This window comes from Streptomyces sp. NPDC051563 (assembly GCF_044454225.1).
In the GTDB taxonomy this organism is placed as follows: domain Bacteria; phylum Actinomycetota; class Actinomycetes; order Streptomycetales; family Streptomycetaceae; genus Streptomyces.
Genome location: NZ_JBITDL010000019.1, coordinates 173,665 through 196,995 on the forward strand (window position 1 = coordinate 173,665; position 23,331 = coordinate 196,995).

Annotated in this window: 20 protein-coding genes; 13 read left to right on the forward strand and 7 right to left on the reverse strand. The window is 71.7% G+C overall.

The window, feature by feature from the left end:
- Positions 1–75: 75 nt before the first annotated feature.
- A complete protein-coding gene (locus tag ACIA8F_RS23765; protein WP_399381564.1) occupies positions 76–1,743 on the forward strand; it encodes a fumarate hydratase in 1,668 nt (555 codons plus the stop codon).
- Positions 1,744–1,782: 39 nt separating this feature from the next.
- On the opposite strand, the gene ACIA8F_RS23770 is transcribed toward ACIA8F_RS23765, so the two are convergent.
- A complete protein-coding gene (locus tag ACIA8F_RS23770) occupies positions 1,783–1,968 on the reverse strand; it encodes a hypothetical protein (RefSeq protein WP_399381566.1) in 186 nt (61 codons plus the stop codon).
- Between the two features lie 62 nt (positions 1,969–2,030).
- Positions 2,031–2,387, reverse strand: coding sequence for a hypothetical protein (locus ACIA8F_RS23775; protein ID WP_399381567.1), 357 nt, complete (start codon positions 2,385–2,387; stop codon positions 2,031–2,033).
- A 197-nt stretch (positions 2,388–2,584) separates the two neighbouring features.
- On the opposite strand from ACIA8F_RS23775, the gene ACIA8F_RS23780 reads away from it, so the two are divergent.
- Complete coding sequence (locus ACIA8F_RS23780) at positions 2,585–3,355, forward strand: glycerophosphodiester phosphodiesterase (protein WP_399381569.1); 771 nt, start codon at positions 2,585–2,587, stop codon at positions 3,353–3,355.
- Positions 3,356–3,435: 80 nt separating this feature from the next.
- Here ACIA8F_RS23780 and ACIA8F_RS23785 read toward each other — a convergent pair whose 3' ends face one another.
- Entirely contained in the window at positions 3,436–5,013 is a 1,578-nt protein-coding gene (locus ACIA8F_RS23785; RefSeq protein ID WP_399381571.1) for a ricin-type beta-trefoil lectin domain protein, read from the reverse strand.
- Positions 5,014–5,120: 107 nt separating this feature from the next.
- On the opposite strand from ACIA8F_RS23785, the gene ACIA8F_RS23790 reads away from it, so the two are divergent.
- From ACIA8F_RS23790 to ACIA8F_RS23800, 3 genes are all read left to right on the forward strand, one after another.
- Positions 5,121–6,536, forward strand: a complete 1,416-nt coding sequence (locus ACIA8F_RS23790; protein ID WP_399381573.1) for a class II fumarate hydratase — start codon at positions 5,121–5,123, stop codon at positions 6,534–6,536.
- Positions 6,537–6,648: 112 nt separating this feature from the next.
- A complete protein-coding gene (locus ACIA8F_RS23795) occupies positions 6,649–7,404 on the forward strand; it encodes a DUF402 domain-containing protein (RefSeq protein WP_399381575.1) in 756 nt (251 codons plus the stop codon).
- A gap of 230 nt (positions 7,405–7,634) precedes the next feature.
- Complete coding sequence (locus tag ACIA8F_RS23800) at positions 7,635–9,935, forward strand: SpoIIE family protein phosphatase (RefSeq protein WP_399381576.1); 2,301 nt, start codon at positions 7,635–7,637, stop codon at positions 9,933–9,935.
- Positions 9,936–10,060: 125 nt separating this feature from the next.
- On the opposite strand, the gene ACIA8F_RS23805 is transcribed toward ACIA8F_RS23800, so the two are convergent.
- A complete protein-coding gene (locus ACIA8F_RS23805) occupies positions 10,061–12,310 on the reverse strand; it encodes a transglycosylase domain-containing protein (protein WP_399381578.1) in 2,250 nt (749 codons plus the stop codon).
- A gap of 310 nt (positions 12,311–12,620) precedes the next feature.
- On the opposite strand from ACIA8F_RS23805, the gene ACIA8F_RS23810 reads away from it, so the two are divergent.
- The 3 genes from ACIA8F_RS23810 (at position 12,621) to ACIA8F_RS23820 (ending at position 14,691) form a co-directional block, all read left to right on the forward strand.
- Positions 12,621–13,532, forward strand: a complete 912-nt coding sequence (locus tag ACIA8F_RS23810) for an SPFH domain-containing protein (RefSeq protein ID WP_399381580.1) — start codon at positions 12,621–12,623, stop codon at positions 13,530–13,532.
- Entirely contained in the window at positions 13,532–13,807 is a 276-nt protein-coding gene (locus ACIA8F_RS23815) for a hypothetical protein (protein WP_399381616.1), read from the forward strand. Before ACIA8F_RS23810 ends, ACIA8F_RS23815 begins: the two co-directional genes overlap by 1 nt.
- Positions 13,808–13,869: 62 nt before the next feature.
- Complete coding sequence (locus tag ACIA8F_RS23820; RefSeq protein WP_399381582.1) at positions 13,870–14,691, forward strand: peptidylprolyl isomerase; 822 nt, start codon at positions 13,870–13,872, stop codon at positions 14,689–14,691.
- A gap of 50 nt (positions 14,692–14,741) precedes the next feature.
- Here ACIA8F_RS23820 and ACIA8F_RS23825 read toward each other — a convergent pair whose 3' ends face one another.
- The gene (locus tag ACIA8F_RS23825) at positions 14,742–16,229 is read right to left on the reverse strand and encodes a DUF2079 domain-containing protein (RefSeq protein ID WP_399381583.1); all 1,488 of its coding nucleotides are present in this window, start codon (positions 16,227–16,229) and stop codon (positions 14,742–14,744) included.
- Positions 16,230–16,424: 195 nt separating this feature from the next.
- On the opposite strand from ACIA8F_RS23825, the gene ACIA8F_RS23830 reads away from it, so the two are divergent.
- Genes ACIA8F_RS23830 through ACIA8F_RS23840 form a run of 3 tightly spaced genes read left to right on the forward strand, consistent with a single transcriptional unit; the run spans position 16,425 to position 20,040 of the window.
- Positions 16,425–16,949 (forward strand): PadR family transcriptional regulator, encoded by a 525-nt coding sequence (locus tag ACIA8F_RS23830; RefSeq protein WP_327304826.1) that lies wholly within the window; start codon positions 16,425–16,427, stop codon positions 16,947–16,949.
- Positions 16,946–17,632 (forward strand): ABC transporter ATP-binding protein, encoded by a 687-nt coding sequence (locus tag ACIA8F_RS23835; RefSeq protein WP_399381584.1) that lies wholly within the window; start codon positions 16,946–16,948, stop codon positions 17,630–17,632. Before ACIA8F_RS23830 ends, ACIA8F_RS23835 begins: the two co-directional genes overlap by 4 nt.
- Positions 17,629–20,040 (forward strand): ABC transporter permease, encoded by a 2,412-nt coding sequence (locus ACIA8F_RS23840; protein ID WP_399381587.1) that lies wholly within the window; start codon positions 17,629–17,631, stop codon positions 20,038–20,040. Before ACIA8F_RS23835 ends, ACIA8F_RS23840 begins: the two co-directional genes overlap by 4 nt.
- Before the next feature lie 35 nt (positions 20,041–20,075).
- Here the strand turns inward: ACIA8F_RS23840 and ACIA8F_RS23845 are convergent, their stop codons facing one another.
- Entirely contained in the window at positions 20,076–21,032 is a 957-nt protein-coding gene (locus tag ACIA8F_RS23845; RefSeq protein ID WP_399381588.1) for a hydrogen peroxide-inducible genes activator, read from the reverse strand.
- A 134-nt stretch (positions 21,033–21,166) separates the two neighbouring features.
- On the opposite strand from ACIA8F_RS23845, the gene ACIA8F_RS23850 reads away from it, so the two are divergent.
- Both ACIA8F_RS23850 and ACIA8F_RS23855 read left to right on the forward strand, forming a co-directional pair.
- Positions 21,167–21,721: a peroxiredoxin gene (locus ACIA8F_RS23850; RefSeq protein WP_274549338.1), complete on the forward strand. Its 555-nt coding sequence runs from the start codon at positions 21,167–21,169 to the stop codon at positions 21,719–21,721.
- A gap of 3 nt (positions 21,722–21,724) precedes the next feature.
- Complete coding sequence (locus ACIA8F_RS23855; protein WP_399381589.1) at positions 21,725–22,264, forward strand: alkyl hydroperoxide reductase; 540 nt, start codon at positions 21,725–21,727, stop codon at positions 22,262–22,264.
- A 137-nt stretch (positions 22,265–22,401) separates the two neighbouring features.
- On the opposite strand, the gene ACIA8F_RS23860 is transcribed toward ACIA8F_RS23855, so the two are convergent.
- Complete coding sequence (locus ACIA8F_RS23860; protein ID WP_399381591.1) at positions 22,402–23,172, reverse strand: transposase; 771 nt, start codon at positions 23,170–23,172, stop codon at positions 22,402–22,404.
- Positions 23,173–23,331 lie beyond the last annotated feature (159 nt).

A 23,331-nucleotide genomic window follows, 5' to 3' on the forward strand; every position in this document is an offset into this window, starting at 1 on the left:
AGAGGTCCTACGCTGGATACCGCGCTGCCAAACGGTCGTCAGCGCCGTCTGCCGAGTGAGGGAATGACTGCCGTCATGCCAGAGTTTGCGTACACCGACCTGCTGCCCCTGGGCGAGGACTCCACCCCGTACCGGCTGGTGACCTCCGAAGGCGTTTCGACCTTCGAGGCCGACGGCCGTACGTTCCTCAAGGTCGAGCCGGAGGCGCTGCGCAAGCTCGCCGAAGAGGCCATCCACGACATCCAGCACTTCCTGCGCCCCGCGCACCTCGCGCAGCTGCGCCGCATCATCGACGACCCCGAGGCCTCGGCGAACGACAAGTTCGTCGCCCTCGACCTGCTGAAGAACGCGAACATCGCGGCGGCCGGCGTCCTGCCGATGTGCCAGGACACGGGCACGGCGATCGTGATGGGCAAGCGCGGCCAGAACGTCCTCACCGAGGGCTCGGACGAGGCGGCCCTCTCCCGCGGCATCTACGACGCGTACACCCGGCTCAACCTGCGCTACTCGCAGATGGCCCCGGTCACCATGTGGGAGGAGAAGAACACCGGCTCGAACCTGCCCGCGCAGATCGAGCTGTACGCGACCGACGGCGGCGCGTACAAGTTCCTCTTCATGGCCAAGGGCGGCGGCTCCGCCAACAAGTCCTTCCTCTACCAGGAGACCAAGGCGGTCCTCAACGAGGCCTCCATGATGAAGTTCCTGGAGGAGAAGATCCGCTCGCTCGGCACGGCGGCCTGCCCGCCGTACCACCTGGCGATCGTGGTCGGCGGCACCTCGGCGGAGCACGCCCTGAAGACGGCGAAGTACGCCTCGGCCCACTACCTGGACGAGCTGCCCACCGAGGGCTCCGCGCTCGGCCACGGCTTCCGCGACGAGGCCCTCGAACAGCAGGTCTTCGAACTCACCCAGAAGATCGGCATCGGCGCGCAGTTCGGCGGCAAGTACTTCTGCCACGACGTCCGCGTCGTCCGCCTCCCCCGCCACGGCGCGTCCCTCCCGATCGCCATCGCCGTCTCCTGCTCCGCGGACCGCCAGGCCACCGCGAAGATCACCGCCGAGGGCGTCTTCCTGGAGCAGCTGGAGCGGGACCCGGCGCGCTTCCTTCCGGAGACGACGGACGAGCACCTCTCCGACGCCGCGGACGTGGTCTCCATCGACCTCAACCAGCCGATGGACACGATCCTCGCCACCCTCACCCGGCACCCGGTGAAGACCCGCCTCTCGCTCACCGGCCCCCTGGTCGTGGCGCGCGACATCGCCCACGCCAAGATCAAGGAACTCCTCGACTCCGGCGCGGAGATGCCGCAGTACCTGAAGGACCACCCGGTCTACTACGCGGGCCCCGCGAAGACCCCCGAGGGCTACGCCTCGGGCTCCTTCGGCCCGACCACGGCCGGCCGCATGGACTCCTACGTCGAGCAGTTCCAGGCGGCGGGCGGCTCCAAGGTCATGCTGGCCAAGGGCAACCGCTCCCAGCAGGTCACCGACGCCTGCGGCAAGCACGGCGGCTTCTACCTCGGCTCCATCGGCGGCCCGGCGGCCCGCCTCGCCCAGGACTGCATCAAGAAGGTCGAGGTCCTGGAGTACGAGGAGCTCGGCATGGAGGCCGTCTGGAAGATCGAGGTCGAGGACTTCCCGGCCTTCATCGTGGTCGACGACAAGGGCAACGACTTCTTCCAGAACCCCGCCCCGGAACCCACCTTCACCCACATCCCGGTCCGCGGCCCGGGCCTGGCGTAACACCTCACCGCGCCGGGGCGGGCGACCTCCCGCCCCGGCTCACAGGCAGGTCACCTGGCGGACGTAGACGCACTGACTCCTCGGGACGATCAAGTAGACGAACATGCCGTCGTCAAGGTCCATGACGGCGCCCTTCGGCCCAAGCTCGCGGTAGACAGTGCCGTCGAGGTAAAGCGCTTGCGCTGCCCGTACGAGTTCATCGGCGGCCTTTTCCACTTCCGCCACGAAGGCCGGTGGAGCACCTCCGATGACATGTTCCTCACTGGGGTCGTACTCCCACCTCCAGGTCACTCCTTCACCGCCTGAGCGGCCTCGGCCTCGACGGCGGACAGCTCGTCCATGGCGGGGCGGAAGCCGGGGTCGTCCTTGCCGGTGGTGCGGTGAATGGCGGTCAAGGCGTCGTTGCGACGGGTGAAGAGATCCGGGCGCCGCTCGATCTCCACCTCGCGCATCCACCAGTCGAGCCAGTGGGTGAGGTGACCGATCTTCCCGCTGCGGATGGCCGCGGCCAGTGCGTTCTCCTTGTGCTGCTCCAGCTCTGCCAAGCGATGCGGGGCAATACGGGCGAGGGCGACCCGCACGGCCTCGGGGGTGCGCTCAGGGCGCGGGATCAGCGCCGCGCCGTGGTCAGGCTGTGTGGTCACGGTGTCCTCCAAGGGGTGGCCCGGTCAGCGTATCCATTCCCCGCTCCGTGAGCCCGGGCGCAGGCTTCCCGCACCCTTCCTCCATGGTTCCGGGCACGGCAAGGCCCTGCCCTGCCCGGCAGGGCGCCCGCATCCGGTTAACGTCGGGGACACGGCCCCGCACAGTTGTGTTCACCCCGGTTTGCAAGGATTTCCGTATGCCAGCGACGACCGACCACACCCCGGCCCGCGGAACGCGGGTCATCGCGCATCGCGGGGCCTCCCACGAGCATCCCGAGCACACCATGGCCGCCTACCGGCAGGCCATCGCCGACGGGGCCGACGCGCTGGAGTGCGATGTGCGGCTCACCGCGGACCACCGGCTGGTCTGTGTGCACGACCGCCGCGTCGAGCGGACCTCCGACGGGCGCGGGGTCGTCTCCGCGATGACGTACGAGGAGCTGCGCGCCCTCGACTTCGGGGCGTGGAAGGGGTCCGGCCATGCCGGGGCCCGGGTGCTGCTGTTCGAGGACCTGGTCAAGGAGGCGCTGGCCGCGCCGTATCCCGTCGGGCTGGCCGTGGAGACCAAGCACCCCACCCGCGCGGGCGGCCGCTTGGAGGCCGAGCTCGTACGGCTGCTCGGGGAGTACGGGCTCGCCGACGGAGCGAGCGGCCGCGTCGAGGTGATGAGCTTCTCCCGGACCGCGCTGACCCGGATGCACCGCCTCGCGCCGGGGCTGCCGGCCGTGTACCTGATCGAGCGCAGGCTCCGGCCGGTCCGTCCCCCGTACGCCACCCACGCGGGCCCGGGCATCGACCTGGTACGGCAGGATCCGGGTCTGGTGGGCCGGCTGAAGGCGAAGGGGCTCCGGGTGCGGGTGTGGACCGTGGACGAGCCCGAGGACGTGGAGCTCTGCGTCCGCCTGGGCGTGGACACGCTGATCACCAACCGGCCCCGGGACGTGCGCAAGCTGCTGCTGGACATGTGAACACCCGGCCGGGGTGCGCCGGCCGGGCGTGGGGGGTCCTGCGGAGCGTCGGACCCACGGGGGTACGGGTCCGCGGGCGGTTACGCGAAGCGCTGGTTGGCCGAGCCGTTGCAGGTCTGGAGGCGCAGCGGCTCGTGCGCCGCGGCCACCGTCAGGCACATGCCCGGGGCGGCGGCGGGCCGGTAGGTGGCTCCGTCGCGGACGAACTGCTGGTTGGCGCCGCCGTGGCAGTTCCAGATGATCATCGCGGTGCCGTTGCCGTAGTTGGCTCCGGGCGCGTCCAGGCAGCGGTCGTGGGTGAGTTCGACGTGGAGGGACTTCTTCGCGGAGTCGTACCACCAGCCCTGGTTGCGGCCGCCGTGGCAGTCCCAGCCGAGGACCTTGGTGTTGTTGGCGCTGGAGCTGCCGCTGGAGTCGACGCAGTTGCCCGTCGCCTCGTTCCTCAGCGGCTTGTACAGGTCGTCCCAGGCCCCGGCCTGCAGGACGGGGGTGCCGGTGCTCGCCGGGTCGGCGCAGGAGGCCTCGCGCAGGCCGGAGGCGTAGAGCTGGGTCAGGCAGGAGGCGAAGGCGCCGTGGCCGCGGTAGTTGGGGTGGAAGGACTGGCGGGCGGTGTTCTCGTCCCACGGGAAGTGGTCCCCGAGGTCGAGGTAGAGGCCGCGGGCCCAGGTGTCCTCCATGCACACCTCGTGGCCCTGGAAGAGCCGCGAGTTGTCGAGGTAGGTCGCGCCGGCGGCGAGGGCGGCCGCGCGCATGCCCTTCTCGAAGGCGGGCACCGCGTAGTTGCGGCCCCAGGCGGCGTCGGAGTCGTAGCCGGCGCAGCCGCCGGGGAGCTTGCCGGGGAAGTCGGGGTTGTCGTTGAAGTCGGGGCCGATGGGGCTGGGGTAGCCCATCACGACCAGCTTGTAGTCGGAGTCGGCGTAGCCGGCGTCGCGCATGACAGACTTGAGGTCGCCGATCGTCGACTGCACCTTGGGCTTCAGCCCGTCGACGCGCGCCTGCCAGCCCGGACCGTACTTCGGTTCGCAGGTGCCCTGGCTGAGCACCCAGCGGGTGACGCAGTCGGTCATGACCGGGCCGAACTGCAGGTCGTCGTTGGCCCCGGCGACGAGCACCACCATCTTGATCCTGGTGTTGCGGGCCTTGATGGCCAGGCTGTCGCTCTGCACCAGCTCGTCGGCGTACTGCTTGCTGCCGCCGATCTTGATGTTGCCCGTGTAGCCGCCGGAGCAGGCCGCGTTGAAGGTGTAGTCGGCCGCGATGCCGGTGCGGTGGATCGCCGAGTCCGGCGACCGGTGGCACTGGTTGGACGCGGTGTTGGTCGCGGGGTCGTAGTTTCCGACGCCCTCGCCCGAGATCTCGCTGTCCCCGAGCGAGATCAGGCCGGTCTTGCGGTCCGCGAGCGGGCGGATCGCGGAGTCGCCGTAGATCTTGACGGCCTCGGCGGCCCGGATGGCCTCCAGTTCGGGCGGGAGGGCCGTGACCGCGGCCCCGGCGGAGGCCACGGCGGAGGACCCGGAGGCCGTCGCCGCCTGGGCCACGGGGGTGATGGCGGTGATGCCGCCGAGGGCGGCCGCGACCACCGCGACGGCGGCGAAGGTAGACCTGAACGTGGATCTGAACGTGGATCTGAACCTGGACTGTGTACGGACACGTGCCATGAGCGCCTCCCCGATCTCGGTGTTACCCCCGGTATTTACTGGCCGGTAGGCGAGTTGGGAACAGTCCGAACAAGACAATTGCTCAACTTTTTGAGGAGGCACCACACATGACCGAAGACCAGCAGCCGACCGGGGACTCCGCGGAGTACCGCACCGAGCACGACTCCATGGGGGACGTACGCGTCCCCCTGCACGCCAAATGGCGAGCCCAGACCCAGCGCGCCGTGGAGAACTTCCCCATCTCCGGGCAGCGCCTGGAGCGCGCCCACATCGAGGCGCTGGCCCGGATCAAGGCCGCGGCCGCCACCGTCAACGCCCGGCTCGGCGTGATCGACGCCGACATCGCCGCCGCCATCGTCTCGGCGGCGGACGAGGTCGCCGGGGGCCGCTGGGACGAGCAGTTCCCGGTCGACGTGTTCCAGACGGGTTCCGGGACCTCGTCCAACATGAACGCCAACGAGGTGATCGCCACCCTGGCCGCCGAACGCCTCGGCCGCGACGTCCACCCCAACGACCACGTCAACGCCTCGCAGAGCTCCAACGACGTCTTCCCGTCCTCCATCCACATCGCCGCCACCGCCGCCGTCACCGGCGACCTCATCCCCGCCCTGGAGCACCTGGCCGGCGCGATGGAGCGCAAGTCCGCCGAGTTCTCGCAGGTGGTCAAGGCCGGCCGGACGCACCTGATGGACGCCACCCCGGTCACCCTGGGCCAGGAGTTCGGCGGGTACGCCGTGCAGCTGCGCTACGGGGTCGAGCGGCTGCGCGCGGCGCTGCCCCGGCTGGCCGAACTGCCGCTGGGCGGGACCGCCGTGGGCACCGGGATCAACACCCCGCCCGGGTTCTCCGCGGCCGTGATCGCCGAGGTGGCCGCGGCGACGGGACTGCCGCTGACCGAGGCCCGCGACCACTTCGAGGCCCAGGGGGCCCGGGACGCCCTCGTCGAAACCTCCGGAATGCTGCGTACGGTCGCCGTCTCCCTCACCAAGATCTGCAACGACCTGCGCTGGATGGCCTCGGGCCCGCGCACCGGATTGGCCGAAATCAATCTCCCGGATCTCCAGCCGGGCTCCTCGATCATGCCCGGAAAGGTCAATCCCGTCGTCCCGGAGGCCGCGCTGATGGTCGCCGCCCAGGTGATGGGGAACGACGCGGCGGTCGCCGTGGCAGGTGCCGCGGGCAATTTCGAGCTCAACGTGATGCTCCCCGTGATGGCCCGCAACCTCCTGGAGTCCATCCGGCTGCTCGGCTCCGTGACCCGCCTGCTGGCCGACCGGACCGTGGCAGGAATCACCGCCAACACGGCCCGGGCCAGGGAGTACGCCGAGTCCTCCCCCTCCGTGGTGACCCCGCTGAACCGGTACATCGGCTACGAGGAGGCCGCCAAGGTCGCCAAGAAGTCCCTCGCGGAGCGCAAGACGATCCGCGAGGTCATCCTGGAGTCGGGCTACGTGGACCGCGGCGACCTCACCCTGGAGCAGCTCGACGAAGCCCTCGACGTCCTGCGGATGACCCACCCCTGACCCCGGCGCGGCCGCCCCGGCCCGGGGTCCGGATCCGGTCGTTTCCCGCCCTCGGACACCTCGGTGACCTGCAGCGCGGCGATCCCCCGGACCCCCGCCCTAAGATCTGCCCATGACAGGTACCGGAGGCCGCGGGGGCGGCAGCGCGCGGAGCTCGGAGAGGGGCCCGGCACGGGGTTCGGCGCGGAGTGCGGAGCGGGGCGCCGCCGAGGACGTCCGCTGGGCGCCCGGGGAGCAGATCCTCTGGCGCTACCGCGATCACGCGCCCGCCGCGAAGGGCGCCGTCCACATCTGCCGGCCCGTGACCGTGGTGACCGACACCGACGAGCTGCTCGCGGTGTGGATGGCGCCCGGGACCGAGTGCGTCAAGCCGGTGCTCGCCGACGGGACCCCGGTCCACGAGGAGCCGCTCGCCACCCGGTACACCGCGCCGCGGACCACCGTACGGTCGCGCTGGTTCGGGGCGGGGGTGCTGAAGCTGGCACGGCCCGGGGACCCCTGGTCGGTGTGGCTGTTCTGGGAGCACGGCTGGCACTTCAAGAGCTGGTACGTGAACCTGGAGGAGCCGCGGACCCGGTGGTCCGGCGGCATCGACTCCGAGGACCACTTCCTGGACATCTCCGTCTACCCGGACCGCACCTGGAAGTGGCGGGACGAGGACGAGTTCGCACAGGCCCAGCGGTCGGGCCTGATGGACCCGGAACAGGCCCGGCGCGTGCGCGCGGCCGGCCGTGCGGCGGTGGACCTGATCCGGGCCTGGGGTCCGCCGTTCTCCGAAGGCTGGCAGGATTGGCGACCGGACCCGGCCTGGGGTGTGCCGGCCCTGCCGGAGGACTGGGACCGCACTCCGGCGCATATGACCTCATGAGACCCTTGATGCGCCCCCGGGAGGCAATCGTAGGATCGTCCTCCGCCGGGGCGTCGGCGGTCAAATGTCGCCAGCAGCACAGCATTTGGCCTAGGCCGACGCGATAACGAGAGGTAACGAGCGGGACGCGGAAACGCGGGGTGATGGTGTCCCCGCCGCTGAGCGGGTATACCGCGACTGACCGAGTTGAGTGCAGCGCACATCGAGCGCAAACGGACGGAATGCCACGCGTGACGGAGTACCCCACCTCTCAGGAGGGCCCCCAGCCGGTTGCCTCCGGCGGTCGGACGGACGAGCCCGGCCACGGCACGGAGGAACTGGGCCACGGTAAGGCCCCGCTCCCGGCGGCCGAGGCCGTGCGCACGCATGCGCAGCCCCAGGCGGCGGACCTGCCCCGCCCCCGCGCCACCGCGGAGGCACCGTCCGCCTCCGAGGGGGCCGGGGAGCCCGGCGGCCCCGCCGCCGTGCCCGGCCAGGGCGCCGCCCGGGTCCGGGCCGGCCGCGACGAGGCCGCGGCCGCCGAGGCCGGCAGCGCGCGCACCCGCGACGGCGAAGCCGCTCGCGAGGCGGCCCGCGCGGCCGCGGAGCGACCCGGCACGTCCGGGCAGGCCGGAACGTTCGGGCAGGCCCTCTCCGGGCAGGCCGCCGCATCCGCGCACGGCGCCGGCTCCGGACTGCCCAGCGGCATCGGGGTCGACGCGACCATCGCGCGCCGGGAAGGCGACCGGCTGCGGTTCGTCGGAGCCGCCACCCGGCGGATCGCCCGCGGCATCGACCTCGACGAGATCGTGCTCGGCCTGTGCCGGGCCACCGTGCCCACCTTCTCCGACGCCATCCTCGTCTACCTGCGCGATCCGCTGCCGGTCGGCGACGAACGGCCCGTCGGACCGGTCGTTTTAAGGCTGCGCCGAACCGACCGGCTGCGGCCGATCGACGAGTTCACCGGAGCAGGAGCGGGAACAGGAGCGGGAGCGGGCGCGGCCGCCGCAGCGGGGGCGGGTACGGGAGCCGGCCTCGCCGGCGCCATGACCCCCGACGGCGAGCTCGACTTCAGCCAGCTCGCCCTGGTCGGCCCGCAGGGTGACCTGCCCGCGGCCGAGCTGTGCGAGATCCGCCCCGGCGGGGCGCTGGCCGAGGTGCTGCGCGGCGTACGGCCCGTCTTCGGGTCCTCCGCCGCGGCCCGCGCCGCCCTGCCGGAGCTGCTGGGCGCCGACCACCCGGTCCCGCGCGGCCAGCGGGCCATCCTCGCGCCCCTGCGGGGCCGCCGCCGCGTCATCGGCGCGGCGGTGTTCCTGCGCACCCCCGAGCGGCCCGCCTTCGAGACGAACGACCTGCTGGTCGCCGCGCAGCTGGCCACCCACACGGCGCTGGGCATCGACAAGGCCGTGCTCTACGGCCGCGAGGCGTACATCGCCGACGAGCTCCAGCGCACGATGCTGCCCGACAGCCTCCCCCAGCCCACCGGGGTCCGGCTCGCCAGCCGCTACCTGCCCGCCGCCGAGACGGCGCGGGTCGGCGGGGACTGGTACGACGCCATACCCCTGCCCGGCAGCCGGGTGGCGCTCGTCGTCGGCGACGTCATGGGCCACTCCATGACCTCCGCCGCGATCATGGGGCAGCTCCGTACGACGGCCCAGACGCTGGCGCAGCTCGACCTGCCGCCCGCCGAGGTCCTGCACCACCTGGACGAACAGGCGCAGCGCCTGGGCTCCGACCGGATGGCCACCTGCCTCTACGCCGTCTACGACCCGGTCTCGCACCGGATCACCATCGCCAACGCCGGCCACCCGCCGCCGGTCCTGCTCCACCTGGGCGGCCGCGCCGAGGTGCTGCGCGTACCCCCCGGCGCCCCCATCGGCGTCGGCGGCGTGGACTTCGAGGCAGTGGAGCTGGACGCCCCGGCCGGGGCCACCCTCGTGCTCTACACCGACGGCCTGGTCGAGTCCCGGCTGCGCGACGTCTGGACCGGCATCGAGCAGCTCCGCGAGCGCCTCGCCACCACCGCGCAGCTGACGGGCCTGGACCACCCGCCGCCGCTGGAGGCCCTGTGCGACGACATCCTGGACATGCTCGGCCCCGGTGACCGGGACGACGACATCGCCCTGCTCGCGGCCCGCTTCGACGGGATCGCGCCCAGCGACGTCGCGTACTGGTTCCTGGACCCGGAGGAGACCGCTCCGGGCCGGGCCCGCCGGTTCGCCCGCCGCGCGCTGGCGCGCTGGGGGCTGGAGGAGCTGGAGGACTCGCTGGAGCTCCTGGTCAGCGAGGTGGTCACGAACGCCGTGCGGTACGCCGAGCGGCCGGTGACCCTGCGGCTCCTGCGGACGGACGTCCTGCGCTGCGAGGTCGGCGACGACTCCCCGCAGCTGCCGCGCCAGCGCCGGGCCCGGGACGACGACGAGGGCGGCCGCGGCCTGTTCCTGGTCAACCGGATGGCCCGCCGCTGGGGTGCCACCCGGCTGAGCAGCGGCAAGGTCGTCTGGTTCGAGCTGGCCCTGCCGGCCGCGCCGGGGGCCCCGGAGCGCCGCTGACCGGTCCCGTACGGACGCCGTGGACACCTGGACGCCGTAGACACCTCTGCCCCGCAGGCTTCGCGCCTGCGGGGCAGAGGTGTCTACGGGCCTACGGGCCTACCGGTCGCGGTGTCCCGCAGCGCCTACGGCTGGGGCTCCCGCTCCGGCGGCGAGGGCTTCCCCGAGGCCGACTTCGTCGGCGTCGGGGTCGGCGTGGGCGTGGGAGTCGGGGTCGGCGTCGGGGTCGGCGTCGGCGTCCGGCTCGGGGTCCGGCTCGGCGGCGGGGGGCTGCTCGGTGTCGGGGTGCTCGTGGTCGGGCTCGGCGTGTTCGACGGGGTGATGCTGGAGCTCGGCGTCTGGACCTTGCCCATGTCCGCCTCGTCCAGGTCGAAGGAGCCGGTCCTGGTGCCCTTGAGCGCGTCGAGGGTGTACTGCTTCCAGATCGCGGCCGGGAAGCTGGAGCCGCCCGCGCGGCCGCCGCCGGCGGTACCGGTGAGGCTGGTCTGGGTGTGGGTGCCCGGCTCGTCTCCGAACATCGCGACGACGGTGACCAGTTCCGGGGTGAAGCCGGTGAACCAGGCGGCCACGTTCTTCTCGGTGGTGCCGGTCTTGCCCGCGGCCTCGTAGGCCGAGCTCTCCACGGCCCGGCCGGAGCCGTCCTCGACGACGCCGGTGAGCACCTTGGTGACGGTGTCGGCGGTCCTGCGGCTGATGGCCGCGTCGCCGACGGCGCGGACCGGCTTGTACTCGCGGTCCACGTGCTTGGCGGACTTGATGATGCTCGGCGTGACCTTCTTGCCGTGGTTGTCGAAGGTGGCGTAGACGCCGGCCATCTCGACAGTGTCGGCGCTCATGGTGCCGAGCGACATGGCGGGCTTGTCCTCGGGCCAGCCGTCGCGGTCGACCATGCCGAGCTGCAGGGCGGTCTTCTTCACGTTCTTCGGCTTGACGTCCACGATCATCTGGGCGTACACGGAGTTCACCGAGGCGTTGGTGGCGGCCTGCACCGTCATCATCGGGTTGCCGTAGTCGCGGTCGTCCTGGTTCTGCGGGTTGAACGGGACGTCGCTGCCGACCACGGGGCGCTTGCTCGTGCCGTCGTAGAGGGCGTTGGGCGTGATCGGCTTCCCGTCCTGCGTGCTCGCCTTGCCCTCCAGGGCGGAGGCGAGCACGATCGGCTTGAAGGTCGAGCCCGGCTGGAAGTCCTTGCGCAGGGCGTTGCTGGCCCACTGCTCGCTCTGGCCCACGCCGCCGTACATCGCGACGATGGCGCCGGTCTTCGGATCCACAGAGGTGGCGCCCGCCTGCACGGCGGCGTCGACGGGGCGGCCCTTGCGGTCGAGCTTGGATTCCAGCTCGTCCTGGACGGCCTTCTCCAGCGCGGCCTGCTTCTTCGGGTCGACGGAGAGGGTGATCTCCCAGCCGCCGGCCTTGAGCTGGCCCTCGGACATGCCGGTCTGCCGCTTGAGCTCCTCGTCGGCGGCCTGGATCAGGTAGCCCTTCTGGCCTTCCATGCCGCTGGGCGCCTTGGGCTTGATCGGCTCCTGGAACTTCATTTCCTTGCGCTTGGCCGGGTCCAGCTTGCCCATCTCGACCATGTTGTCGAGGACGCCGTTGAAGCGGACCATGACCAGCCGCTTGCCGTTCGGGCCGGCGGTCGCCCAGTCGTACTGGCTGGGGGCCTGGAGGACGGCGGCGAGGTACGCGCCCTGCTCCAGGGTCAGCTTTTCGGCGTCGACCCCGTAGTAGGCCTGGGCCGCGGCCTGGATGCCGTAGGCATTGCGGCCGTAGAAGTTGGTGTTCAGGTAGCCCGCGAGGATCTCGGGCTTCTCCATCTCCTGGTCGACCTTGAGGGAGATGATCAGCTCCTTCAGCTTGCGGGTCGCCGTCTGGTCCTGCGTCAGGTAGAAGTTCTTGACGTACTGCTGGGTGATCGTCGAACCGCCCGCCTTGCCCTTGCCGGTGGCCGTGTTGAACAGGCCGCGGGCGATGCCCTTGAGGTCGACGCCCTTGTCGCTGTAGAAGGACTTGTTCTCGATCGCGATGAAGGCCGTCTGCACGTCCGCCGGGATCTTGTCGATCGACACGATCTGGCGGTTCGTGGTGCCGACGCGGGCCAGGACGGTGCCGTCGGAGAGCTTGTAGACGTTGTTCTGCGTCAGCGCCTCGGCGTTGGGGTCCGGCGGGTCCACGTAGAAGTAGAGGCCGACCAGGGCCGCCATGCCGAGCAGCACGGCCCCGAAGAAGGTGCCGAGCACCTTCCGCCAGGTGAAGAAGCGGCGTATGCCGGTCGGCTTGCCGCCCGAGGGCCCGCCCTTGCCCTTGACGCGCCCGCGCGGCGCGCGTCGCGCACCGCGCTGTTGCTGCGCCCTTCGCGCTTCTGCTCGGCCCATCGCTCCCGCTCCGCTCGATAACCCCCCGACGTCAGCTCAGAAAGCTAACACCGCAGGCTGTGACAAAAACTGGCCAACGGGTTCCCATACCGGGCAATTCGGACGTGACAATGAGCACCCATCCCACTGGAACCGACGCAGCCCGACCCCCGGAGGTTGCCGGGGCCCGCACGGCATTCCCGCCAACTGCCCCCGCCCGGCGCCCGCTCGGCCCCCGCACCACTCCTTCCCCCTCCCGTCCGGTTCAAAAAAGTGATATCACTTTGCTAGGTGGCTCGACCGGCCACCACGGAACGAAACGGGGCAGATGATGACGAACACCACGGGCGGTACCGAGGCAGGCGTACGGGAGTTCCCCGCGCGGAGCGTGGGCGGCGGGCTCGCGCTGCTGCTCGGCCTGGCGGGAGTGGCCGCCGGGGCGGGCCTGATCGCGCTCGGCGCCGTCTCGGGTTCCGACGGGGCCAAGGCGGGTCTCATCGCGGCGGGCGTCCTGCTGACCATCGCCGCCGTGATCGCCATGAGCGGCCTGAACACGGTCGCCCCGGGCGAGGCCCGCGTGGTCCAGCTGTTCGGCCGCTACCGCGGCACCGTCCGCACCGACGGGCTGCGCTGGGTCAACCCGCTGACCTCCCGCCGGCCCCTGTCCACCCGGGTCCGCAACCACGAGACGCCCGTCATGAAGGTCAACGACGCCTACGGCAACCCGATCGAGCTGGCGGCCGTCGTGGTGTGGCGGGTCGAGGACACCGCGCGCGCCGTGTTCGAGGTCGAGGACTTCACCGAGTTCGTCGAAACCCAGACCGAGGCGGCCGTCCGGCACATCGCGATCGAGTACCCCTACGATGCCCACGAGGACGGCGGCCTGTCGCTGCGCGGCAACGCCGAGGAGATCACCGAGAAGCTCGCCGTCGAACTGTCCGCCCGCGTCGAGGCGGCCGGCGTCCACATCATCGAGTCCCGCTTCACCCACCTCGCGTACGCCCCGGAGATCGCCTCCGCGATGCTCCAGCGCCAGCAGGCGGGTGCGATCGTCGCGGCGCGCAAGCAGATCGTCGAGGGCGCGGTCGGTATGGTCGAGCTCGCCCTGAACCGCCTCGCGGAGCAGGACATCGTGGACCTCGACCCGGAACGGAAGGCGGCGATGGTGTCCAACCTGATGGTGGTCCTGTGCGGCGACCGCGCGGCCCAGCCGGTGGTCAACACGGGCACCCTCTACCAGTGATCCCCGACGAAGGCGCGGACTCCCCCGCCGACGGAGCCTCCACCGGCCCGGCGGCGGCCCCCAAGGCCGCGCGGCAGGCCCGCAAGCAGGTGCTGCTGCGGCTCGACCCGCAGGTGCACGACGCGCTCGCGCGGTGGGCGGGCGAGGAACTGCGCAGCGCCAACGCGCAGATCGAGTTCCTGCTCCGCCGCGCCCTGTCCGAAGCCGGCCGCCTCCCCGGCGGGGCGGGTCCCATCCCGCCCCGGGGCCGCCCCCGCGCCTCTCCGGATTCCTGAGGCCGCGTCGGTACGCTCTGCGCGTCACCCCGGGGGGGTCTCCCACCGAATGCGAGGCTCGGATGCACTGGACCGACGGGAAGCCCGGACCGGACCCCGAGGAAGCGGCCGGACCGGCCGCGGCGGGACCGGAGTCGGAATCGGAGTCGGCAGCACCGGAGTCGGCCCCGGCGGTGGGCGCCGGAGGCGGTACGGGCCGTCCGGCCGTGCGGAAGGCGGTCACCGCCCTCGCGGTGGCCACGGCCGGTTCCGGGCTGATCTGGTCGGCGCTGTCCGTCACCGAGATCCCGCACGACTCCAAGCCGCCCGCGGCCGCGTGCTCGTACACCCCGACCACGGCCGGCCCGGGCGGGGTACCCGTGCACGACCCCGCGCGGGCCCGCCCTTACACGGCCGAGCTGGTCACCGACCAGGGCAGGGTCACCATCGAGGCGTTCACCGAGGCCGCCCCCTGCGCCACCACCTCGTTCGCCTTCCTCGCCGGGAAGAAGTACTTCGACGGCAGCGCGTGCCACCGGGTCACCACGAGCGGGATCTTCGTACTGGAATGCGGCGACCCCGCCGGCCGGGGCCCGGGCGCGGGCGCCGCCGGGCCGGGCTACTCCTTCCCCGACGAGAACCTGAGCGGCGCCGCCTATCCGGCGGGCACCGTCGCCCTGTCCAAGGCCGAGCCCGGCCGCAACGGCAGCCGGTTCTTCATCAGTTACGCCGACCCGCAGTTCGTCATGGAGCCCGACTGGACCCCCTTCGCGAGGGTGGTCGGCGGGCTGGACGTCCTGCGGCGGATCGCCGCGAACGGCACGGCGGACGGGTCGGCCGACGGGCGGCCCAAGCAGCCCGTGGTCTTCCGGTCGGTGACGGTCCGCCAGGCCACCCGGAGCTGACGGACCCCGCGGGCCCCGCCGCGGACCCCGGCGGCCCGTACGCCCGCGCGTCAGGACCGGTGGCCCAGCAGGAGCACCCCGTCCTGCTGGGCCGCGATCCGGTACCCCTGGCTCCGCGCCCGGTCGAGGGCCATGGATTCCTGGATCGCGGACTGCGGCCACCTCAGCTGCGGTGCGACGGTGGTGTCGACGACGATCCACTCGGGATCCGGCCGGCTGTCCCCCCAGCCGAAGAGGCTGACGCTGGTGCGGTCGGCGAGGTGGGGCAGCAGGTACGTCGACGCCTGGACCGTGGCGCCGTCCGGGATCCGGTCCATCACGCGGTGGGCCGCCACGACATGGGGATCGTCCTTCCAGGTCGCCGGCTGGACCAGCTGCCACAGCGGGAAGTGCGGCAGCAGCAGCAAGGTGACCGCCGCGCAGCCCACGAGGTAGCGGTACAGGCTGCGCCCGCGCGTGCCCCGTAGCCGCAGGGAATCGGCGAACGCCACGAAGACGACCGGCATGAGCAGCAGCGAGTAGTGGTAGCCGGTCCCCCAGTGGTCCGGGTAGCCGGAGGCGAGGCGCCACAGCATCGACGGCAGGGCCACCAGCACGAGGGGCGAGCGCAGGGCCAGGAACAGCGTGGGGGCCAGGACGAGGAGGAGGGTGGTGACCTTCTCCTGCGGGGTGATGAGACCGAGCGTGAACCGGTGGAGCAGCTCCGGTACGCCACCGCCCGCCCCGCCGGCGGCGCCGTCTCCGGGGTTGTGGGAGAGGAAGTAGCCGTCGAACCCGCCCGGGTGGAAGGAGCTCAGCACCAGCAGGGCGAGCGCGCTCCCGACCACGCCGGCCGCAGCCGTGAGGAGCCCCGTCCTGCGGCCGCCCGGCCCGCCCCGCCAGGCGATGAGCAGGCCGATCACGGCCACGGTGAGACCGAGGTCCTCCTTCACGAGCAGGAGCGGCAGCGCCCAGTACGCGGCGGCGCGCAGCCGGCCGCTGCCGAGGGCCGTCAGGGAGAGCGTGAGCAGCGGGAGGGCGAAGGCCCATTCGTGGAAGTCGGAGGAGACCCCGCTCGCGATCCCCCACGCCAGGCCGTAACAGGTACCGATGACCGCGGCGGCCGCGGAGCCCACCGTCCGGCGGACCCAGAAGGCCAGCGGGAGCACGCTCCCGGCGACGAGCGCGGCCTGCGCCACCAGCAGCACCTTCACCGACGGCCACAGCCAGTACAGGGGTGCCAGCAGCGCCAGGACGGGCGAGAAGTGGTCTCCGAGGACCGGGAAGTCGGGCCCCTTGACCTCGGAGACGGGCAGCTGCCCGGACGCGTAGGACCGCACGACCTGTACGAAGATCCCCAGGTCGAAGCTGCGGGAGTGCAGACGCTCGTGGATCCGCAGGGACAGGGCCATGTAGGCGAAGAACAGGGCCCCCGCCATGGCCCAGATCCACCAGTCGGATGCGGGGCGGCCGGGTGCGGACGGCTGCGGCGCCGGCCGTACCTCGGTGCCCGTCTGCTGCGGTGGGAGTGCGGCGACGTTGCCGGTGGGTGCTCGCATGAACCTTCAAGATGCCAGCAACGGCACGGACCGGGCCCGGGGCCGTCTCCCGCGGGATCAGGTTCCTTCGAATGGCAGACACCCGGCGGACACCAGGCGGAGGCCGGGCCGGACGCCCCGCGCTCCGACGACCGCCTCGCCCCTATGCACTGCGCGTATACATCGAGGGTATACACCGCATGTATAGTCGTCCGCATGTCCATCAGTCACGCGCTCCTCGGCCTCCTCGAAGCCGGTCCCCGGCACGGTTACGACCTCAAGCGGACCTTCGACGAGAGATTCGGCCACGACAAGCCCCTCGCATACGGGCAGGTCTACTCGACCATGTCCCGGCTGCTGAAGAACGGTCTGGTCGAGGTCGACGGGGTGGAGAGCGGCGGCGGCCCCGAGCGCAAGCGGTACGCGATCACCGACGCCGGGATCACCGACGTCGAGGGCTGGCTCGCCCAGCCCGAGAAGCCCGAGCCGTACCTCCAGTCGACCCTCTACACGAAGGTCGTGCTGGCCCTCCTGACCGGCCGCAGCGCCCAGGAGCTGCTGGACACCCAGCGCGCCGAGCACCTGCGCCTGATGCGCATCCTCACCCAGCGCAAGCGCAAGGGGGACCTCGCCGACCAGCTGGTCTGCGACCACGCCCTGTTCCACCTCGAAGCGGACCTGCGGTGGCTCGAACTCACCGCCGCCCGCCTCGACCAGCTCGCCCAGGAGATAGGCCGATGACCCCCGCCGGCACGCTGCTCAGCGCCACCGACCTCCGCAAGACCTACGGCAGCACCCACGCCCTCGACGGCGCCGAATTCTCCATCCACGCCGGTGAGGTCGTCGCCATCATGGGACCCTCCGGCTCCGGCAAGTCGACCCTGCTGCACTGCCTCGCCGGGATCGTCACCCCCGACTCGGGCACCATCACCTACGCCGGACGCGAGCTCTCCGCCATGAACGACGCCGAGCGCAGCGCCCTGCGCCGCAGCGAGTTCGGCTTCGTCTTCCAGTTCGGCCAGCTCGTCCCCGAGCTCACCTGCGTGGAGAACGTCGCCCTGCCGCTCCGCCTGACCGGCGTGAAGCGCAAGCAGGCCGAACGCACCGCCCTGGAATGGATGGAGCGGCTCCAGGTCGACGACCTCGGCGGCAAGCGCCCCGGCGAGGTCTCCGGCGGCCAGGGCCAGCGCGTCGCCGTCGCCCGCTCCCTCGTCACCAACCCCCGGCTGATCTTCGCCGACGAGCCCACCGGGGCCCTCGACTCCCTCAACGGCGAGCTCGTCATGCAGTTGCTCACCGAGGCCGCCCGGTCCACGAACGCCGCCGTCGTCCTCGTCACGCACGAGACCCGCGTGGCCGCGTACTCCGACCGCGAGATCGTCGTTCGCGACGGCAAGTCCCGCGACATGGAGCGCGCGGTATGAGTCACGGGACCCATACCCAACAGAGCAAGCGCGGCGGCTCCGCCGTGCCCGGCGAGCAGCCCGCGTTCCGCGTCTGGCTCCGCGACCTCGGCCTCGGTGTCCGCTTCGCCTTCGGCGGCGGCCGCCAGGGCTGGACCCGTACCCTCCTCACCGGTCTGGGCGTCGGCCTCGGCGTCGCCCTGCTGCTCGTCACCAGCGCGGTCCCCGGCGCCCTCGCCGCCCGCGACGCGCGCGGCGCCGCCCGCCAGACCTTCACCTCGCCCACCGCCGAGCAGCCCGGCCGCAACACGCTGCTGATCACCGACGCGAACCAGACGTACCGCGCCTACGGGGTCGACGGCCGGCTGGTGCAGCCCGAAGGGCCGGACGCCCCGCTGCCCCCGGGCGTGAAGAAGCTCCCCGGCGCCGGCGAACTGGTCGTCTCCCCCGCCCTCGACAGGCTGATGAAGAGGGGCGAGGGCAAGCTGCTGCGCGACCGCCTCGACGGGAAGATCATCGCGACCATCGGCGAAGCGGGCCTGGTGGGACCCGGCGACCTCTACTTCTACGCGGGCAGCGACCGGCTCGCCGAGCTGCGGAACGAAGCACCGAACTACATCGAGCGGATCACCGCCTTCGAGAACTCCGCGGAGAAGGAGGGCCTGGACCCCGTCCTCACGCTCCTCGTGGTGCTCACCTTCGTCGCCCTGCTGATGCCGGTCGCCGTGTTCATCGGCGCCGCCGTCCGCTTCGGCGGAGACCGCCGCGACCGCCGGCTCGCCGCCCTGCGCCTGGTCGGCGCCGACGGCCGGATGGTGCGCCGGATCGCCGCCGGCGAGGCCGCCGCAGGATCGCTGATCGGCCTGGCCCTGGGCACCGGCTTCTTCCTGGCGGCCCGCCAGCTGGCCCCGGCGATGGACCTCTACCAGCGCAGCGTCTTCCCCTCCGACCTCAACCCGGCGCCCTGGCTGGCCGTGCTCATCGCGATCGCCGTACCGGCCGCGGCCGTCGCCGTGACGCTCTTCGCCCTGCGCGGCGTGGTCATCGAACCGCTCGGCGTGGTCCGTACGGCCACCCCGGGCCGGCGCCGGATCTGGTGGCGGCTGCTGCTCCCGCTGGCCGGGCTCGGCCTGCTGGCCCCGCTGATCGGCAAAGGCAACGACAGCGGGCAGTTCAACCAGTGGCAGGTCTCGGGCGGCGTGGTCCTGCTCCTCGTCGGCATCACCGTCCTGCTCCCCTGGGTGCTGGAACGGGTCGTCGGCCGGATCGGCGGCGCGGGCCCGGTCTCCTGGCAGCTGGCCGCGCGCCGGCTCCAGCTCACCAGCGGCAGCTCCGCCCGGCTGGTCAACGGCATCGCCGTCGCGGTCGCCGGAGCCATCGCCCTGCAGATGCTGTTCGCGTCCACCGCGGACTCGTACACCCGCGACACCGGCCACGACCCCAGCCGCGCCTCGCTCTCCGTCATGCAGCGCACCCGCGGCGGGGGCGAGGCCGTCGCCCGGGCCCTGACCGGGACCAAGGGCGTCACCCAGGCCGTCGCGGAGTCCTCGACCAATGCCGGGCGCAGCACGGACATGAGCTACTCGGACACGTCGATCTCGGTGACGACCGGCACCTGCGCCGCCCTCAAGGAGTTCGCGGAGCTGCCCTCGTGCAAGGACGGTGACGCCTTCGTGATCACCGGCGGCGCTCCGAGCGGCATGACGGGCGACACCGCCAAGCCGGGCGAGAAGCTGTTCGCCGGGAACATCTTCAAGGACAGCGGGGACGACCGTACGAAGCCGGTCGCCTGGACGGTGCCCGCCGACGCCCGCACCGTGCAGGCCCGCAAGGGCCCCATGGGCGAGATGCTGACCGGGCTGCTGGTCACCCCGTCCGCCGCCCCGAAGGGCATGGGCGGCTACCAGTCCTCCCGGGTGTACGTGAAGCTGGACCCGAAGGTGCCCGACGCCGTGGAGCTGGCCCGCACCGCGGCCTTCAAAGCCGACCCGATGTCCGTCCCCATGACGATCCAGGCCACCGAGGTCAACGACCGCTACTCCTCCATCCGGACCGGCCTGTTCGTGGGCGCCGCCCTCGTGCTGATGCTGATCGGCGCCAGCCTGCTGGTCTCCCAGCTGGAGCAGCTGCGCGAGCGCAAGAAGCTGCTGTCGGCGCTGGTCGCCTTCGGCACCAAGCGCTCCACGCTCAGCCTCTCCGTGCTGTGGCAGACCGCCCTGCCGATCGGCCTGGGCCTGGCCCTGGCCGCGGTGGTGGGGCTCGCCCTCGGTGTGGTGCTGATGCAGATGGCGGGGGCCGCGATCCGGATCAACTGGACCGCGGTCCTGGGGATGGTCGGCATCGGCGGGGGCGTCGCCGTCCTGGTGACCCTGCTCAGCCTGCCGCCGCTGCTGCGCCTGATGCGCCCGGACGGGCTGCGCACGGAGTAGCCCGGCCCGCGCACGCAGCCCCGTACGCCCGCTCCTCAGTCCGTCAGCCAGACGGGGAGCGGGCGTACGGCTTCGCGCAGGGCGTCGGCGACGGCCCGGAACTCCTCCGCGCGGGCCGTGCCCGTCCGCATGGCCAGCGCGATCCGCCGCGAGGGCGCCGGTTCGGCGAAGTACCCGGTGGCCAGGTGCTCGTTGCGGGCGGTCTCCAGGCGCAGCGCGGTGCGCGGCAGCAGCGTGACGCCCAGTCCCCCGGCGACCAGTTGTACGAGGGTGGACAGCCCGGCGGCGGTCGTGGTGACGTCCGCCCCGGCGGTGCGTCCCGCGTCGTGGCAGATGTCGAGGGCCTGGTCGCGCAGGCAGTGCCCCTCGTCGAGGAGGAGCAGCCGCAGCCCGCGCAGCTCCTCGCGCGGGATGTCCTTGCGTCCGGCGAGCGGATGGTCGCGCGGTGCGAGCAGGACGAAGTCCTCGTCGAAGAGCGGCAGTTCGGTGACCCCGGGCACCCCGAGCGGTACGGCGAGCAGCAGCAGGTCGAGCCGCCCGCCGGCCAGCCCTTCCAGCAGCGAGGCCGTCTGCTCCTCGTGTACCTGGAGGTCGAGCCGGGGGTAGCGCCGGTGGAAGAGTCCGAGCACGGTGGGCAGCAGGTACGGGGCCACGGTGGGGATCACCCCGAACCGCAGCGCCCCGGTGAAGGGGGCCCGTACCGCCTCGGCCTCCTCCAGCAGCCCGTCCATCGTGTCGAGCACGGCCCGTGCGCGGCCCGCGATCCGCTCCCCGGCGGGCGTGAGCAGCACCTTACGGGTGGTGCGCTCCAGCAGCCGCACCCCGAGCGCCTCCTCCAGCGCGGACACGGCGCCGGAGAGGGCGGGCTGGCTCATCCCCATCGCGGCGGCCGCGTCCCGGAAGTGCAGCTGCTCGGCGACGGCGGCGAAGGCCCGCAGCTGGGCGAGCGTCGCCTGTTTCGGTCCTCTGGGACCTCTGTGCGCCACAGCCATTGATAGGTACCTCCGATCGCTGGGCACCAGGTTAGCTATTTCTGCAATCAATGCCGCTGTGTCAGCATGTGAGATACGTCCAACCCCCCGGAAAGCCCCCAAAAGGGTCACTTTCCTTTGCGCAAGGAGAGCACGTGCTCACTGTCGGCGACCAGTTCCCCACCTACGACCTGACCGCCTGCGTCTCGCTGGAGGCCGGAGCCGAGTTCGCGCAGATCGACCACAAGACCTACGAGGGCAAGTGGAAGATCATGTTCTCCTGGCCGCTCGACTTCACCTTCGTGTGCCCGACCGAGATCGCCGCCTTCGGCAAGCTGAACGAGGAGTTCGCCGACCGCGACGCCCAGATCCTCGGCTTCTCGCTCGACTCCGAGTACGTCCACCACGCCTGGCGCAAGGACCACGCCGACCTGCGCGACCTGCCCTTCCCGATGATGTCCGACATCAAGCGCGAGCTCTGCGCCGACCTCGGCATCCTCGGTTCGGACGGTCTGCCGATGCGCGCCGTCTTCATCGTGGACCCGAACAACGAGATCCAGTTCTCCATGGTGACCGCCGGTTCCGTCGGCCGGAACCCCAAGGAGGTCCTGCGGGTCCTCGACGCCCTGCAGACCGACGAGCTGTGCCCCTGCAACTGGAACAAGGGCGACAGCACCATCGACGCCGGCGCGCTGCTGGCCGGTGAGTGACGGATGTCCCTCGACTCCCTGAAGTCCGCGGTCCCGGACTTCGCCAAGGACCTGAAGCTGAACCTCGGCTCGGTCATCGGCAATCAGGACACGCTGACGCAGCAGCAGCTGTGGGGCACCGTCTTGTCCTGCGCCATCGCCGCCCGTTCCCCGCGCGTCCTGCGCGAGCTGGAGCCCGAGGCCAAGGCGGCCCTGTCGCCGGAGGCGTACACCGCCGCCAAGTCCGCCGCGGCGATCATGGCGATGAACAACGTCTTCTACCGCACCCGCCACCTGCTCTCCGACCCGGAGTACGGCACCCTGCGCGCGGGCCTGCGGATGAACGTCATCGGCAACCCCGGCGTGGAGAAGCTCGACTTCGAACTGTGGTCGCTCGCCGTCTCCGCGGTCAACGGCTGCGGCCAGTGCCTGGACTCGCACGAGCAGGTCCTGCGCAAGGCCGGCATGGACCGCGAGACGATCCAGGAAGCCTTCAAGATCGCCGCGGTGATCCAGGGCGTCGCCGTCACCCTCGACGCCGAGGCCGCCCTCGCGGGCGAGTAACCCTTCGCACGTAGTGCACGCAACAGGGCCCCCACGACTCCGGTCGCGGGGGCCCTGCTGCGTGTCTGTGCCCGCGCCTAAAGGTTGTTGCAGAAGGGTGGGTGTTGGCAGGTCGGTGTGCCGGTTGACCTGCTGTTTCACTGGGCTGTGGCGAGGTTGTGCATGGTGGCGACGGCTTGGACGGCGTGGTGGAGGCCGTCGCGTTTCTGGCGGCAGTCGCGGAGGATCTTCCAGTTCTTCATGCGGGCGAAGGTGTGCTCGATGCGGGCGCGAACGCGTCGGTGTTCGGCGTTGTCTTCCTCCTGGCCGCGCAGGAGGGGGCGTCCGGCTCGTCTGCGGTGCGGGACGATCAGCCCGGTGCCGAGGTAGGCGCCGTCCGCGATCACGATCGTCCCGGCCGCGGCGGCGGGCAGGTCCGACTGCCGCCAGACGTGGGCATCGGCCTTGTTCCCGGGTGCCGGCCGAGCGGACGCGATCACGAGGCGGCTGTCGGCGTCGATGATGACCTGCACGTTCGCCGAGAACCGGTAGTTGCGCGACGAGGCGGCCACGGTGCGGTCGCGGACCGGGATCAGGGTGCCGTCCACGATCCACAACCGGTCCATGCCGGCGACGGGCCGCGGTGCCGGCTCCAGCGCGAGGAGCGGACCCAGCCTGTTGATCACCCGGCAGACCGTGGCCGGGGAGATCCCGAACAGCGGGCCGAGCTGGCGCATCGTGAGGTTCGTCCGGTAGTACACCGCCACCAGCAGCACCCGGTCGGGCAGCGGCAGACACCACGGACGGCCACCGCCGGGCCCGTTCCCGCCCCGCTCCCGCACCACCTTCACCAACTTCACGAACCGGTCCATCCGCAACCCGGTGAACGTCTCCACCCACAACAACTCAGCCCGCAACACCCCACCCATACAAGAGGAATGCCCCATCCCAGATGTTCTGCAACAACCTTTAGGGGGTGTCCGCAAAGTGGCACCTGCCTCGCGACGCCCGGCACGCGCTCTCGGCGCACCGGGCGAAATCCCGAGTACGTCCAGTACACGGGCTTCCGCCCGGCACACCGAGAGCAC